The 14554-nt window shown below is 69.7% G+C and carries 12 protein-coding genes and 1 pseudogene; 7 read left to right on the top strand and 6 right to left on the bottom strand.

Annotated elements, in window-relative coordinates; all coding sequences use genetic code 11:
- Positions 1–86: 86 nt before the first annotated feature.
- Both ACX80L_RS07630 and ACX80L_RS07625 read left to right on the top strand, forming a co-directional pair.
- Positions 87–1331, top strand: a pseudogene (locus ACX80L_RS07630) (AMP-binding protein); the annotation flags it as partial.
- Positions 1328–2644: an AI-2E family transporter gene (locus ACX80L_RS07625; protein WP_459288783.1), complete on the top strand. Its 1317-nt coding sequence runs from the start codon at positions 1328–1330 to the stop codon at positions 2642–2644. The pseudogene ACX80L_RS07630 and the gene ACX80L_RS07625, both read left to right, overlap by 4 nt.
- A gap of 170 nt (positions 2645–2814) precedes the next feature.
- Here ACX80L_RS07625 and ACX80L_RS07620 read toward each other — a convergent pair whose 3' ends face one another.
- Positions 2815–4311 (bottom strand): sodium:solute symporter family protein, encoded by a 1497-nt coding sequence (locus tag ACX80L_RS07620; RefSeq protein ID WP_459288781.1) that lies wholly within the window; start codon positions 4309–4311, stop codon positions 2815–2817.
- Positions 4312–4479: 168 nt separating this feature from the next.
- On the opposite strand from ACX80L_RS07620, the gene ACX80L_RS07615 reads away from it, so the two are divergent.
- Entirely contained in the window at positions 4480–5058 is a 579-nt protein-coding gene (locus ACX80L_RS07615; protein ID WP_133083190.1) for a helix-turn-helix domain-containing protein, read from the top strand.
- A gap of 6 nt (positions 5059–5064) precedes the next feature.
- Here ACX80L_RS07615 and ACX80L_RS07610 read toward each other — a convergent pair whose 3' ends face one another.
- Complete coding sequence (locus tag ACX80L_RS07610) at positions 5065–6873, bottom strand: amino acid permease (RefSeq protein ID WP_133083208.1); 1809 nt, start codon at positions 6871–6873, stop codon at positions 5065–5067.
- A 388-nt stretch (positions 6874–7261) separates the two neighbouring features.
- Between ACX80L_RS07610 and speB the strand changes: the two genes are divergently transcribed.
- From speB to ACX80L_RS07595, 3 genes are all read left to right on the top strand, one after another.
- Entirely contained in the window at positions 7262–8260 is a 999-nt protein-coding gene (gene speB, locus ACX80L_RS07605) for an agmatinase (RefSeq protein WP_133083191.1), read from the top strand.
- The gene (locus ACX80L_RS07600; RefSeq protein ID WP_459288779.1) at positions 8261–9952 is read left to right on the top strand and encodes a thiamine pyrophosphate-binding protein; all 1692 of its coding nucleotides are present in this window, start codon (positions 8261–8263) and stop codon (positions 9950–9952) included.
- A gap of 63 nt (positions 9953–10015) precedes the next feature.
- Positions 10016–10219: a hypervirulence associated TUDOR domain-containing protein gene (locus ACX80L_RS07595; protein WP_133083193.1), complete on the top strand. Its 204-nt coding sequence runs from the start codon at positions 10016–10018 to the stop codon at positions 10217–10219.
- A gap of 81 nt (positions 10220–10300) precedes the next feature.
- Here ACX80L_RS07595 and ACX80L_RS07590 read toward each other — a convergent pair whose 3' ends face one another.
- Positions 10301–10645 (bottom strand): DUF3140 domain-containing protein, encoded by a 345-nt coding sequence (locus tag ACX80L_RS07590; protein WP_208740586.1) that lies wholly within the window; start codon positions 10643–10645, stop codon positions 10301–10303.
- 136 nt (positions 10646–10781) lie between these two features.
- Here ACX80L_RS07590 and ACX80L_RS07585 point away from each other — a divergent pair, with 136 nt between their 5' ends.
- Complete coding sequence (locus ACX80L_RS07585; RefSeq protein WP_133083195.1) at positions 10782–11321, top strand: hypothetical protein; 540 nt, start codon at positions 10782–10784, stop codon at positions 11319–11321.
- A gap of 106 nt (positions 11322–11427) precedes the next feature.
- Here the strand turns inward: ACX80L_RS07585 and ACX80L_RS07580 are convergent, their stop codons facing one another.
- From ACX80L_RS07580 to ACX80L_RS07570, 3 genes are read right to left on the bottom strand one after another with little or no spacing between them, the layout of a single operon-like run.
- The gene (locus ACX80L_RS07580; protein WP_459288777.1) at positions 11428–12564 is read right to left on the bottom strand and encodes an FAD-dependent oxidoreductase; all 1137 of its coding nucleotides are present in this window, start codon (positions 12562–12564) and stop codon (positions 11428–11430) included.
- A complete protein-coding gene (locus tag ACX80L_RS07575; RefSeq protein ID WP_459288775.1) occupies positions 12557–13285 on the bottom strand; it encodes a class I SAM-dependent methyltransferase in 729 nt (242 codons plus the stop codon). The genes ACX80L_RS07580 and ACX80L_RS07575 overlap by 8 nt, the downstream gene beginning before the upstream one ends.
- On the bottom strand, positions 13282–14511 hold the full coding sequence (locus ACX80L_RS07570) for a 3-oxoacyl-[acyl-carrier-protein] synthase III C-terminal domain-containing protein (protein WP_133083198.1): 1230 nt from the start codon (positions 14509–14511) through the stop codon (positions 13282–13284). Before ACX80L_RS07570 ends, ACX80L_RS07575 begins: the two co-directional genes overlap by 4 nt.
- Positions 14512–14554 lie beyond the last annotated feature (43 nt).

Raw genomic sequence — 14554 nt, 5'->3', positions numbered from 1 at the left:
CTCTTTCCCCCTCTCTCCCCCTATCCCCCCTTTCCCCCGCACTCGTGCTCTCGCCCTTCTTCGCCGCGCTACCGCCCCCCTGACACCTGGCCCTGAAGCTCCCCGTGCGACGTGCCCGGGAGGCGAAAGGGGCGCTCACGACGTCGGAGAAGCTCACGGGTCCGCGGAAGCTCGTGCCGTGGCAGGCCCTGCTCCGCCACCGTCCCCTGCCCGCGATGCATCCGCGCCCCGCCGCGGAGGACACGGCCGTCCTCCAGTACACCAGCGGGACCACCGGGGTGCCCAAGGGCGCCATCCTCTCGCACCGCAACCTGCTGGCCAATGCCGCGCAGGGCCGGGCCTGGGTGCCGGGCCTGCAGGCGGGACGGGAGACCGTCTATGCCGTCCTGCCCATGTTCCATGCCTACGGGCTGACCCTGTGCCTGACCTTCGCCATGAGCATCGGCGCGAGGCTCGTGCTCTTCCCCCGGTTCGACGTCGGCCTGGTGCTCGACGCCGCGCGGAGGAGCCCGCCCACCTTTTTGCCTGCCGTGCCGCCCATCTACGAGCGGCTGGCGGCCGGCGCGGCGGAGCGCGGGGCGGACCTCCGCAGCATCCGGTTCGCGATCTCCGGCGCCATGAACCTCCCGCAGTCCACGGTGGAGACCTGGGAAGCGGCGACGGGTGGCTACCTCATCGAGGGCTACGGGCTGACGGAGACGTCCCCGGTGGCGGCGGGCAACCCGATCGGTCCCACCCGGCGTCCCGGGACCGTCGGTGTGCCGTTCCCCGGTACCGACGTGCGGATCGTGGATCCGGAGGACCCCGGCCGGGACCGCGCGCAGGGTGACGCCGGGGAGCTGCTCATCCGTGGACCGCAGGTGTTCCAGGGCTACTGGCGCAGGCCCGACGAGACCGGGGCGGTGCTGCTCGACGGCGGATGGTTCCGGACCGGGGACATCGTGCGGATGGACGACGACGGCTTCCTGACGATCGTCGACCGGATCAAGGAACTCATCATCACCGGCGGGTTCAACGTGGCGCCCTCCGAGGTGGAGGACGCCCTCCGTGCGCATCCGGGCGTGGCCGACGCGGCCGTCGTCGGGCTGCCCCGGGCGGGAGGCGGCGAGGACGTCGCGGCCGTCGTCGTCCTGGCGCCCGGCGCGCGCCTCGACGTCGAGGCCCTCCGCTCGCACTGCCGCGGCGCGCTCGCCGCCTACAAGGTCCCCCGCATCATCGTGCAGGCGGAGGACCTGCCCCGATCTTTGATCGGCAAGGTCCTCCGGCGCGAGGTGCGCACCCAACTGCTCAACGATGGCCTCCGTGCCGAAGGAAAAGGTGACAGCCGATGACATCCTCCCCATCAGCGCGGGCGGGAACACCCGCCCCGAACGGCCCCTGGCGTGACAGCCTCGGGAACGCCAGCATCCGTGCGGCGCAGGTGCTCCTGCTCCTGGTGCTGGCCGTGGTGGCCGTCTACGCACTGGTCCAGGTCCGCCTCGTGGTGATCCCGATGCTGCTGGCACTCATCCTGGCAGCCGCGATCGGTCCCTTCGTGAACTGGCTGCGGCGGAAGGGCTGGGGACCGACGGTCGCCACCACGGTCTCCTTCCTCCTGCTCCTGCTCGTCTTCGGCGGACTCATCACGGGCATCGTGTTCGCCGTGGTGGGACAGGCGGGCGAGCTCGCCTCCAGTGCCACCGAGGGATTCGACAAGCTCTACGAGTTCGCGCAGAACGGTCCCATCCCGATCGACGACGGGCAGATCCAGCAGGCACGGGACTGGGCGGTCGACTTCGCGACGAGCAGCACCGTGGGCGCGGGCGCCATCTCCGGCCTCAGTGCGGCGGGCAACTTCACCGCCGGGGCGCTGCTCATGGTGGTCATCCTGTTCTTCTTCCTCAAGGACGGCGAGAAGATCTGGGCGTTTATGCTGCGCGCGTTCAAGGGCAAGCGCCTCGTGAAGGCCCGCCGCGTCGGCTACAGCAGCATGGCCGTCCTGGGTGGCTACGTCCGCGGAACCGCGATCGTGGCCCTGGTCGACTCGGTCTTCATCGGTCTCGCCCTGTTCATCCTCGGCGTCCCGCTCGCCCTGCCGCTGGCGGCGATCGTCTTCATCGGCGCGTTCATCCCGTTGGTCGGGGCGACGCTCGCCGGTGTCCTCGCCGCCCTGATCGCCCTCGTGGCCAACGGCCCGTTCGTGGCACTGATGGTCATCATCGTCGTGATCGTGGTGAACCAGCTCGAGGGGAACTTCCTGCAGCCCGTGGTCATGGGCCGCACCCTGCAGGTCCACGCCCTCGTCATCCTGATCGCGCTGACGGCCGGCACCATCCTCGCCGGCATCATCGGCGCCATCCTGTCCGTTCCCGTGGCCGCCGTGGGGTGGGCGGCGATCAAGGCCTGGAACCAGGAGAAGGACGACGAGATCACGGAGGCCGAGGTCGACGCGGCCGAGAAGCAGACGGCCCTCGACGAGACGGGCCACGGCCTGAGCAGCACGCCCAAGGAGGAGCAGGGGGCCAAGGTGGCCGCCGCGGGCGTCGCCGCGGAGGAGGCCGAGGGCCGGCCGGGCACGCAGGAGCGCAAGATCGACCCGTCCGCGGGCGGTTCGGCCGGTGGCTCCGACGGGGGCCGGGGCGGGTCCTCGACGGCGGGTCGCTGACCGCCCGTCCCCGTATCCGCCAGGGACGGTTACGGCGCAGTCGTCCCCGGCCCCGCGCCTCCACGGAGGACGGCCGCACGACGCAGGAGGGCTCCCGGCAGATGCCGGGAGCCCTCCTGCGTTCCGGTCGCGGGGTGTCGCCCGCGTCACCGCGTCCGTGTGTCGCCCGGTCAGTGGGCGACGCCGACGGGGGCGTCGTCGGGCACCTGTCCGGCGACCCGGCGGTCCCAGGCATCCATCACCTCGGGTGCGGTGGGGCGGGTGAGGAACGAGACGACGACGTACACCAGCGCCGACGCGGCCAGGCCGAAGTAGATCGGCTCGTTGGCGTAGATGCCGTCGTACTGGTTCTCGGCCGTGATCTCGAGGTAGGCCATGACGCCGAGGGTCACGAGGGTCCCCGCCGCCATGGAGGCGCCGGCCCCTATCCCGTTGCCCCGGCGCCAGACGAGGCCGCCGAGGATCGCGACGAGGAGTCCGCCGACGAGGATGTCGTACGCGATCGTCAGCGCCGCCACCACGTCCTGCACGATCACGGCCAGCGCGATCGTGACGATGCCGAGACCGAGGACCCACCAGCGGCTCGAGCGGACATCGTGGTCCGACGTCGCACGCTCCTGGATGTCCCTGCCGAACCACCCGGCGACGAACGGCACGACGTCGGTCCGGGCGACGGTGGCGGCCGCGATCAGCGCACCGGACGCCGTCGACATCATGGCGGCGACGGCAGCGGCGAGGACGAGTCCGCCGATGCCGACGGGCAGGACGTTCAGGGCGATGTCCGCGTAGACGTCGTCACGCGACTCGATCGCCGGCAGGATGACACTGGCACTCATGCCGATGACGGCTCCTGCGACGCCGTAGAGGATGCAGTAGATCCCTGCGGCGGAGCCACCCCAGCGGGCGATCTCCGGCGTCCGCGACGTGAAGACGCGCTGCCAGATGTCCTGGCCGATCAGCAGTCCGAGGGTGTAGACCACGAAGTACGTGATGATGCTCTGGGCGCCGATGCCGGTGATGCTGAAGAATTCGTCCCCGGCGCGCTCGGCGATCCCGGAGAACCCGCCGGCAGCGGCCAGCGAGAAGGGCAGCATCAGGGCGAAGACGCCGATCGTCTTGATGATGAACTGTGCCATGTCGGCCAGGGTGATCGACCACATGCCGCCGATCGTCGAGTAGATCAGTACGATCACGCCGCCGACGGCGATGGAGAGCGCCCGGTCCCACCCGAAGAGCACCACGAAGATGGTGGCGTAGGCGCCGGTCGACGTGGCACAGAGCATGAGGGTGTAGGCGAGCATGACGATGCCCGAGACCCGCGTGGCGCGGTGCCCGTAGCGCAGCGTGAGCATCTGCGAGACCGTGTAGATCTTCAGCTTCTGGATGGTGGGGGCGAACAGCAGGCTGAGCAGCAGGACGCCGGTGCCGATGGCCACCACGAGCCACATCCCGGAGATGCCGTACTGGTAGCCGAGGCCCACGCCTCCGACGGTGGATGCCCCGCCGAGCACCACGGCGGCCATGGTCCCGGTGTAGAGGAACGGTCCGAGGCGGCGTCCGGCCACGAGGTAGTCGCTCGCGTCGCGGGTGCGGGACTTCCCCCACCAGCCGAAGCCGAGCATCGCGACGAGGTAGGCCACCACGATGCCGATATTGAGTGCCTGCATGGGAAGTCCTTCGGTTGAGGTCCTGAGCGATGCCCCGTGGGCAACTATTGTTGACCTGTAAGCTACTCGTGACGGGTGTCACGGGTCAATCATGGCAAGCTCGTGGAACGTCCGGATTTCCGTACTGGATCGGACGGGTTTCCCTGATCGTCGGAGGAGAGGACGAGCATGAAGGCACTGCCTGTTGAGCCGACCAATGCGCCGGTCGCCATCGGCTCCCGCATCCGTGCAGCCCGCCAGGCGCAGCGCATGACGATCGAGCAGGTGGCGGCGTCCACCGGCCTGACCAAGGGATTCCTCAGCAGGGTCGAGCGGGACCTCACGTCGCCGTCCGTCGCATCGCTGGTCACGCTGTGCCAGGTGCTGTCCATCTCGATCGGCGACCTGTTCCTGGTCCCCGAGACGCACCTGACGCGGCTGGAGGAAGCGCCGCGGATCAGCCTCGGCGGGCAGGGCATCAACGAGCGCCTGCTGACGGCCCGCTCCGAGCGGAGGCTGCAGATGATCCGTGCCGTCGTCGAACCGCACGGCCGCGGCGAGGACGAGCTGTACTCCGTGGACTGCGAGGTCGAGACGCTGCACGTGGTGGAGGGCCGCTTCGTCCTGATCTTCCCGAACGACCGGTACGACCTGGAGGCGGGGGACACCGTCACCTTCCCCGGCCGCGAGCCGCACACCTGGCTCAATCCCGACGGCCGTGAGGCCGTGGTGCTGTGGACGCTCGTGCCCGCGGCGTCGGGGAAGTAGCCGGCCTCAGCCGACATGCACCCACGGGCGCCTCGTCACGTCCGGCTCCGCTGCACGCAGCACCTCGCGCGTCACGGGTGCGATCTCGCCCTCGCCCGTGACGAGGAACTTGAAGAGGTTCGCCACGGGATCGCCCTCCGTCCAGCGGAAGTACACGTGCGGCATGAGTCCCGTGATGTCGCGGATGTGCAGCATGACGGCGGCGATGGTGTTCGGCACGTTCGAGCTGTGCACCTCGAGGATGCGGTACCCGTGGCGGACCACGCCGCGCACGCGCAGTTCCGTCTCGAAGTCCGACGAGTCGTCGACCGTCACCTCGATGAAGAGGGGCTTCGCGGTGCTCGGGAAGTGGGAGACGGCGCACGCATGCTGGAGCTTGTGCCGGTAGGCGGAGCCGCTGAGCCGCTTGGGTTCGTGGGCGATCAGCAGGATGTCGCCGTCGTCCTGCGAGCCGACGAAGGACACCGCGGCCTCGTCCATGCGGATGCTCGTGGCCCGGAGCTCGAATGCGCGGCGCGACCGTGAGACGAACGAGATGACGATGATCCCGAGGATGAAGAACAGGGCGATCTTCAGGCCGTCGGGCCGCTCGATCATGTTGACGGCGGTCGTCAGCACGAAGACTCCCGTCGCGAGGCCGAAGCCGAGGGTCCGTCCGCGCTGGTGTCTGCGATGGGCCGACAGGGTGACCGCCACCGATGCGGAGGTGATGAGCGCCAGGACGCCCGTGGCGTAGGCGCCGCCCTGCGCCTCGACGTCGGCGCGGAAGAAGAACGTGACGACGATCGCGATGAGCGTGATCACCAGCACGAGCGGGCGGACGGCCTTGGCCCAGGCCGGTGCCATGCCGTAGCGCGGCAGGTAGCGCGGCACGAGGTTCAGCAGGCCCGTCATGGCGGAGGCGCCGGCGAACCAGAGGATGCTGATCGTCGAGATGTCGTAGACGGTGCCGAAGCCGTCGCCGAGGTAGAGGTGCGCGAGGTAGGCCAGGGCGCGACCGTTGGCCGGACCGCCCTCCTCGAAGGCCGCAGCCGGGATGAGCAGGGTCGTCACGAAGCTCGAGGCGATGAGGAATCCGCTCATGATGAGCGCCGCCGAGGTGAGGAGCTTGTGTGCGCCGGCGATGCGGCCGGCCGGGTTCTCCTCCGTGTCGCCGGGCCTGCCGTCGATCTGTGGCATGACGACGACGCCGGTCTCGAAGCCCGAGAGGCCGAGGGCCAGGCGCGGGAAGATGAGGACGGCGAGGCCGACCATGATCAGCGGGTTGCCGTGCTGCGTGGTGAGCGCCGTCCACCAGTCGGTCACGATGCCGTCCTGCGCCATGATCTGCCCGACGGCGACGACGACGACCACCAGGTTGAGGACGAGGAAGACCGCCACGATGGCGACGGCGATCCCAATGGCCTCGCGGAAGCCGCGGAGGAACACCACGGAGAGGAGCGCGAGGAAGATGACGGTGATCAGGATCTCCTGGCCGTGCAGCCACGTGGGGGCGAACGGGTTCTCGACCAGGTGGGCGCTGGCATCGGCCGCGGAGAGCGTCATGGTGATCAGGAAGCTGGTCGCCGCGAAGCCCAGCAGCACGAGCACGAAGATCTTGCCCCGCCACTTGGGCAGCAGCTTCTCGAGCATCGCGATGGAGCCCTCGCCGCGGGGACTCTCAGAGGCGACGCGCTTGTACACGGGCAGTGCGCCGAACAGGGTCACGGCCACGAGGATGAGGGTGGCGAGGGGGGAGAGGACGCCTGCCGCGGCCGCGGCGATGGCGGGCTGGTAGCCCAGGGTCGAGAAGTAGTCGACGCCGGTCAGGCACATCACCTTCCACCAGGGCTGGGTCCGTTCCGTCTCCGGCTGGTGTGCGGTGGGCCGGCTCGACTCGTCGAGGAGCCAGCGCTCGAGGCGCTTCCTGCTCTCGGGAAGGATCGGTGCCGATTGTCGGGTGCTCACAGTACTCACTGCTTCACCGTAGGACCGCACGAGCAGGCATTCCCCGGTCTTAACGCTTCCTTAACGGGCCATCGGGACATCCGGGTCACCGCCGCTCCTGCCCTGGCGCACGGGGGGGGGCGGTCGGGAGGGGGAGGTGTGCACCGGGTCCGCTGATGTCCTTGACCGGCGGAAAGAGCGCGAATAGCCTTATGCAAAACCTTTGATGCATATTGGGCAACTCCGCACGGGTGGGGGCCCGGATCGGACGGAAGCTGTGGAAGAACTGCGCATTACCGGAGGCGGGCACCTCGGCCCCATCGACTCCTCCCGCATCCCCCGCTATGCAGGGGCGGCGACCTTCGCGCGCCTGCCCCGCCTCGACCAGGTGGACCGCGCCGACATCGCCGTCGTCGGAGTCCCCTTCGACTCCGGGGTGTCCTACCGTCCCGGCGCCCGTTTCGGCGGGAACCATGTCCGCGAGGCGTCGCGCCTCCTGCGGCCGTACAACCCGGCGCTCGACGTCTCACCGTTCGAGCGCGTGCAGGTGGCCGACGCGGGGGACATGGCCGTCAACCCGTTCAACATCCACGAAGCCATCGAGACCGTGCAGCAGGAGGCCCTCGACCTGACGGCCGGCGGGACCCGGCTGGTCACGCTCGGTGGCGACCACACCATCGCGCTGCCCCTGCTGCGCGCGGCCGCGGAGCGTGCCGGATCGCCGGTGGCCATGCTGCACTTCGACGCCCACCTGGACACCTGGGACACCTACTTCGGGGCCGAGTACACGCACGGCACCCCGTTCCGCAGGGCGGTGGAGGAGGGGATCCTCGACACCGAGGCCATCTCCCACGTGGGGACCCGCGGGCCGCTGTACGGGGTACGGGACCTCGAGGACGACCGCCGCTTCGGCTTCGGGATCGTCACGTCCTCCGACGTCTACCGCCAGGGCGTCGACGAGGTGGTCGACAAGCTGAGGGCGCGCATCGGCAACCGCCCGCTGTACGTCTCGGTGGACATCGACGTGCTCGACCCCGCGCATGCGCCCGGGACCGGGACGCCCGAGGCGGGCGGCATCACGAGCCGTGAACTGCTCGAGATCCTCCGCGGGCTCCGCGGCCTGAACCTCGTCGGTGCAGACGTCGTCGAGGTCGCCCCCGCCTACGACCACGCCGAGCTCACCGGGGTCGCGGCATCGCACGTCGCCTACGACCTCGTGACGCTGATGGCCGACACCCTCACGCCGTCCGACGCGCCGATCCGCGGGGACAAGTAGATGGACATCACCGCCGGCGCCGCCTCGGCGCCCCCCACCCCCGTCAGCGGCCAGCGCAACGGCGGCGACCTCGTCGTCGAGACGCTGTCCGCCCTCGGTGCGACGACGGTGTTCGGCATCCCCGGCCAGCACGCACTCGGGCTCTTCGACGCCCTGTCCCGCTCCGACCTCCGGTTCGTCTCCTCCCGGGTCGAGAACAACTCCGCCTTCGCCGCCGACGGCTTCTCCCGCGCGACCGGCGACGTCGGCGTCCTCTTCCTCTCCACCGGACCCGGAGCGCTGACCTCGCTCGCCGGCCTGCAGGAGGCCTATGCCACGGGCGTGCCCATGGTCGTCGTCGCCAGCCAGATCCCCCTCGAGGGACTCGGCGCCCGCCGCAAGGGCATGCTCCACCAGCTCGACGACCAGAAGGCGTCGGCTGCGAACGTCACGAAGAGCCAGCGCCTGATCCAGCACGCCTCCGGCATCCCCTCCGCCATCCAGGACGCCTGGACCGAGGCGGTCTCCTCGCCCCAGGGGCCCGTGTGGGTCGAGGTGCCGCAGAACGTGCTGCTGGACCCCGTGATGGTGCCCGAGGTCGAGGACGCGCTCGCGGAGCCCTTCGACAATCCGCCGCGGATCGAGCTGGTGCGCGAGGCCGTGGCATGGCTCAGGGACTCGAAGCGGCCGGCGATCGTCGCGGGCGGCGGCGCACGGCGCGGCCGGGCCGAGACGTGGCTCCTGTCGATCGCCGAGAAGCTCGGCGCCCCCGTGGTCTGCTCGCCCGGCGGCAACGGCGCCTTCCCGTGGACGCACGAGCTGTCCCTGCAGTCGTGGGTGGAGGACCGGCACGTCACCGAGGTGCTCGAGGATGCCGATGTCCTCCTCGTCGTCGGGTCCTCGCTCGGCGAGGTCACCTCCAACTACTTCACGATGGAGCCCCGGGGCCGGATCATCCAGATCGACGCCGAGCCGCGTGTCCTGGAGTCCAACCGGCCGGCGCTCGGGATCCGGGCCGACGCGGGACAGGCCCTCGCGGCCCTCGACGAGGCACTCCAGCCGCTCGACCGGGATCGCCAGCCCGGCTACGATGCCGCAGCCCTCGTGGCCGAGACGCTCGCCCGGGTGGGCGCGCGTCTCGACGCGCAGGATCTCGGCAAGGAGCGGGCATTTCTGCAGGACATCCGGGAGGCCGTCCCCGCCGGCATGCAGACCTTCTGGGACATGACCATCTCGGCCTACTGGGCCTGGAGCTGCTGGGATGCCCGCGAAGGCCAGTTCCACTCGGCACAGGGCGCCGGAGGCCTCGGGTTCGGTTTCCCCGGCGCCATCGGAGGCGCCGTGGGCCTCGAGTCGCGCGGGCTGCCGGCCCGGGTCCTCGCGGTGTCGGGGGACGGTTCGGCGATGTACTCCATCGCGGAGCTGGCGACCGCGCGGCAGCACGACATCCCCGTCACCTGGCTGATCGTCGACGACGGCGGCTACGGCATCCTCCGCGAGTACATGGAGGGTGCCTTCGGGAAGGCGACGGCGACCGAACTGTCCCGCCCCGACTTCGTGGCACTCGCCGAGTCCTTCGGGGTGCCGGCCCGCCGTGTGGCACCCGAGGACATCGGTCCCGCGCTCGGCGCGAGCCTCGCAGCCGAGGGTCCCAACGTCATCGTCGTGGAGACACTCCTGCGCCTCTTCGCCCCCACCCACCTCGATCAGTAGGCTTTCCTTTTCCCTCCCCGGGTGAGAGTGTCGGAAGCACTATCGCCTCGAGGAAGGAACACCATGGCATTCAGCAAGGGGGACGAGGTCACCTGGAACACCTCCCAGGGAACGACCGAGGGCAAGATCGTGGACAAGCACGAGAAGGAGTTCACCTTCGACGACCAGAAGTTCAACGCGTCCAAGGACGAGCCGTACTACACCGTGGAGAGCTCGAAGTCCGGGAAGAAGGCAGCGCACAAGGAAAGCGCGCTGTCCAAGAAGTAGCCGGCGCACGGAGAGGGCGCCCCGCACCGTCGGGGCGCCCTTCCTCGCTCTTCGGGTGAACCGGGCCAACCGGGCGGAGCCCTATTTCAGGGGATCGTGGCCCCAGTTCATGAGCGAGTAGCGCCACTTCGAGGACTCGATGTCCTCCTTGGTGGGGCGCTGGGCCAGATGGCGGTGGACGTAGCCCACCACCTTGTGCATGTGCTCGACGTCGTCGTCCCCGAGGTCGTCCCGCTTCGTGGTCAGGATCTCGATGATGCGCCGGCCGGATCGATGGCCCACGGACTCGCCGCCGTCCTGCTCCTTCTGGCCGACCGACTGCGATTCCTCCGTGTCAAGCCATTTCTCGAGCTGGGACGCGCTCATGTTGACCGCGTCCTTCCACTGGGGCCAGACCTCGTCGAGATCGTTCGTTTCGTCCGCCATGTGCCTCGGGCCTTTCGTAGCAGTTCCGCGCGAAGGACTCCGCGCGTTTCCAAACTCGAGCTGGCGATAGCTTAATCCTAAGTAGGCTGATAAATGTAGAGGGTAGGTCGAACCAACGTCTAAGGAGCTCTACATCATGGCAGGAAACCTTTTGGCACGATCAGCCCACGACCTCGGCGCCGCAGCATGGTTCGGCGGCACCCTGATGGGCGCTGTCGGACTCAACGGTGCAACCGGCAAGGCGAAGGACCCCAAGGAGCGCACCCGGCTGTCCGCGCTCGGCTGGGCGAAGTGGACGCCGGTTCAGGTCGCCGCATTCGCCGTCCACGCGGTCGGCGGCATCGGCCTGATCCTCGGCAACAAGGGCCGCCTCGCGTCCCAGGACTCCGTGGGTTCGAACACCGTCTGGAAGTCCGTCGTCACGCTGGCGGGCATGGCGCTCTCGCTGTACTCGGGGATCCTCGGCAAGAAGGTCGGCGAGCTCGCGGAGCAGGGTGGAGAGGGCGCAACCGAACCGCGTCCCGGTGCCACCGACGAACTGGCCAAGGCGCAGTCGCAGCTGAAGACCACCCAGTGGCTCCTCCCGCTGATCAGCGGCATCGTCGTGGTGATGGGTGCGAAGCAGGGCGAGATGCAGCGTCCCACCAACGTCAAGAAGGGCCTGCTGAAGAAGTAGTCCTCCCGGCCCCCGGGTCAGCAGACCCCCGTACTGCCCTGTCGCAGGCGCCGATCCGGTGCCTGCGGCCGGGGGGTTACGGGGGTCCTGCTGTTAAGGGGCCGGTCTACTGCATGGTGAAGGCCCGGGCGACGCCGGCGTGGACGGAGTCATTGCGGATCAGCGCCCCGAGGATCCCGTTGCGTAGGCGCATCAGGGGCGTCGGCAGTGGCCGGCCCAGTGCCATGTTGATGTGCGCCTTCCGGCGCGCCAGGGCCGCCTGCGCCCTGCGCTCCTTCTCGTACGCCGCAAGCCTCGCGCCCACGTCCTGGCCGTCCCTCAGCGACGCCGTGATGATCGGCACCAGCCGGACGGCGTCGAGCCAGCCGAGGTTCATGCCCTGTCCGCCGATCGGTGACACCTCGTGCGCGGCGTCGCCCACCAGCACAGTGCGTCCGGCGACGAAGCGCTCGGCGAGCCGGGACTGGACCTCGAAGGCGCTCAGCATCGAATTGGTGCCCGGGTCGACGTCGACGCCCGTCCGTTTCCGGATCAGCTGGGTGAGTGCTTCCGCCGTCGGGCGTTCCACGGGGCAGCCGACGCGGGCCACCCACCGCCGGATCCCGGCGGGGAGGGGGAAGGACTCGACGATCCCGCCGTCCTCGAGGTACAGCACGGCATCGTCGCCGTCGCCCGTGGTGTCCTCGAAATCGCCCATGACGTAGCAGTCGGGGTATTTCCGTGCCGGTGCGCGGATGCCGGCGTCGCCCCGGAGCGAACTGCGTGCGCCGTCCGCCGCGATGACCAACCGCGTCTCCAGGACGGCGTCCTCGCCCCGGACGCGCGTGACGGTCCGGACGCGATCCCCGGAGTCGTGGGCGGCGACGACGGCGACCCCGCGTCGCAGGGTGCCGGGGAAGTCCTCCTCCAGCCGCCGCTCCAGGATCTCCTCGGTGACGGCCTGCGGTACGGCGAGGACGTACTGCTCTGCACCGGGCAGGGCGGCGAAGGACACCGTGCCCACGTGCCGTCCGCCGCTGCGGGCGATGCCGTCGCGGATCCGTACGCCGCGGCTCCGCAGCTCGTCGGCGATACCGCCGGCCTCGAGCGCCCGCAGCGCCGGCGGGTGGATGCCGATCGCGCGCGAATGGCTGCTGCGTTCCGTGCGGCGTTCGAGCACGACGGCGTCGAGGCCCGCCTGGCGTAGGAGCAGGGCCGTGTAGAGCCCGACGGGACCAGCGCCGACGACGACGACGTCACGCATCGCCGGCAGCCCCGCCCGACGTCCGATCGAGCACGAGCAGATTAATGAAGGGGACGGCGGTGCGGACCCGCCAGTGGTCCCTCCCGGCCACGGCCTCGCGCAGTTCGGTGGTCGCATAGCTCCGGCGGATGGAGGTGAGCCCGTCCTGTCGGATGTACGACCCGGGCAGCGGCAGCGTGCCCGCCGAGAACAGGGCGTACGCGAGGGGGTGGCGGGCGATGTCGCTGTGCACTGCGACCCGACGGGCCAGCTGCTCCGTATCGTCGAGGAGACCGGCGAACTCGCCGGGGTCGAGGTGATGGAGCACATGGTTGGAGGTGACGGCGTCGAATCGGGCGCCCTCCCTGACGAGTTCGGTGCTGAGGGCCCGACGGAAGGACAGCCCAGGGACGGCAGGCCGTGACGTCGCATAGGCATGGGCACGCTCGTCGGGGTCGATGGCGGTCACCTCGAGCCGGAAGCCGTCACGCCGCGCCCAGCGGGCGATGGCCCGCGGCACGTCCCCGCCGCCCGAACCGATGTCGAGGAGGGTGTTGGTGCGGTCCTGCGAGAAGGCCGGCCGGAGCAGCGAGGCGTACGTGCGGTGCCACCCCGACACGACGGCATTGACCACGCCGAACTGCGCGTACGTGCGGTCGAGCTTCCGAGGGTCGCAGTCGGGCCGATCCATCTCCTCGACGGCGTCCGGGTCCCGCTGCGCGAGGAACCCTGCTCCGCTCATGCGCCGGCTTGGCTGAGGATGGGCTCGAGGTCCTCGGGCACGGCGGCGTCGGCGTCGTCGGACACGCCGGCGGTCCGGGCCTCGGGAACCGCGGCGGACGCTCCGATCCTGGTGAGGAGCGCGGTCTCGACCGTGAGTCCCGGACCGAAGGCCATGGAACAGATGCGGTTGTTCCCCTCGCTCGCGGGCTGGTCCAGGATGGCCTTCAGGACGAAGAGGACCGTGGCGCTGCTCATGTTCCCGTAGTTGCGCAGGGTCTCGCGCGCCGGCACCAGCTGCTCGGGGCTCAGTCCGAGTTTGGCCTCCACCTTGTCGAGGATGCTGCGCCCGCCCGGGTGGATGGCCCAGTGCTCGATCTCCGAGTAGTCCAGGCCCTTCAGCGACGCGTCGCGGGCGAGCAGGGGTTCGAGGGCCCCGACGATGTGCTCGTCGATGATGTGCGGGACGTACGTGCCGAGGACCATCTCGAAGCCCTCGTCCCCGATGTTCCAGGCCATCGCCTCCTCACCCACGGGCGTGAGCACCGTCTCGAAGTGGTCGAGGCTCAGCGCCGGACCGTCCAGCGGGATGTCCCGCGCGGAGACGATCGCTGCCGCAGCGCCGTCGGCGAACAGGGAGGACCCGACGATGGTGTCGGGGTTGTTCGAGGAGCGGACATGCAGCGAGCACAGCTCGGCGGCGATCACGAGCACGACGGCGTCCGGGTCCGCATCGCAGAAGGCCTTCGCCGACCGGAGTGCGGGGAAGGCCGCGTAGCACCCCATGAAGCCGAGGTGGTAGCGCTGGACCGACGGATCGAGGTCGAGGGCTCGCACCACCTTATAGTCCGGCCCGGGGGCGAAGAATCCGGTGCAGGACGCCGTGACGACGTGCGTGATGTCCGCGGCCTCGATGCCCGGAGCCGCGTCCAGTGCCTTGCGGGCGGCCTCGATGAAGAGTTTGGTGCCCTCCTCCGCGTAGACCGCGTTGCGGGTCTTGGTGCTCGGCGTCAGGATCCGCAGTTCCTTCTGGTCGAAGAACACCGGATCGTCGGACGTCGCCTCGAGCGTGAGCTCCTTGACGGCGGTGTACCGGGTCTCGATCCCCGAGGAGTCGAAGGCCGCCCCGACGAGGCGCTGTGCCAGCCGCGTGAGGCCCGGCTGCGCAGCGAAGACGTCGCGCACCTGGGGCTGCACCATGATCGTGTCGGGTACAGCTGTTTCGAGGGATCTCAGGATCACTGTCATACGTCCATTACTAGAGGACTAACGCGACAAACACAATGACAGT

Source organism: Arthrobacter sp. MDT1-48-3, from assembly GCF_054511015.1.
This window is presented reverse-complemented; position numbering and strand designations above follow the sequence as displayed.

Coding starts and splice junctions, on each gene's coding strand:
- ACX80L_RS07575 (WP_459288775.1), bottom strand. CDS start 13,285: ATGAGCGGAGCAGGGTTCCTCGCGCAGCGGGACCCGGACGCCGTCGAG.
- ACX80L_RS07585 (WP_133083195.1), top strand. CDS start 10,782: ATGGCAGGAAACCTTTTGGCACGATCAGCCCACGACCTCGGCGCCGCA.
- ACX80L_RS07570 (WP_133083198.1), bottom strand. CDS start 14,511: ATGACAGTGATCCTGAGATCCCTCGAAACAGCTGTACCCGACACGATC.
- ACX80L_RS07610 (WP_133083208.1), bottom strand. CDS start 6,873: ATGTGCCTGACCGGCGTCGACTACTTCTCGACCCTGGGCTACCAGCCC.
- ACX80L_RS07620 (WP_459288781.1), bottom strand. CDS start 4,311: ATGCAGGCACTCAATATCGGCATCGTGGTGGCCTACCTCGTCGCGATG.
- ACX80L_RS07580 (WP_459288777.1), bottom strand. CDS start 12,564: ATGCGTGACGTCGTCGTCGTCGGCGCTGGTCCCGTCGGGCTCTACACG.
- ACX80L_RS07615 (WP_133083190.1), top strand. CDS start 4,480: ATGAAGGCACTGCCTGTTGAGCCGACCAATGCGCCGGTCGCCATCGGC.
- ACX80L_RS07625 (WP_459288783.1), top strand. CDS start 1,328: ATGACATCCTCCCCATCAGCGCGGGCGGGAACACCCGCCCCGAACGGC.
- ACX80L_RS07595 (WP_133083193.1), top strand. CDS start 10,016: ATGGCATTCAGCAAGGGGGACGAGGTCACCTGGAACACCTCCCAGGGA.
- ACX80L_RS07600 (WP_459288779.1), top strand. CDS start 8,261: ATGGACATCACCGCCGGCGCCGCCTCGGCGCCCCCCACCCCCGTCAGC.
- ACX80L_RS07590 (WP_208740586.1), bottom strand. CDS start 10,645: ATGGCGGACGAAACGAACGATCTCGACGAGGTCTGGCCCCAGTGGAAG.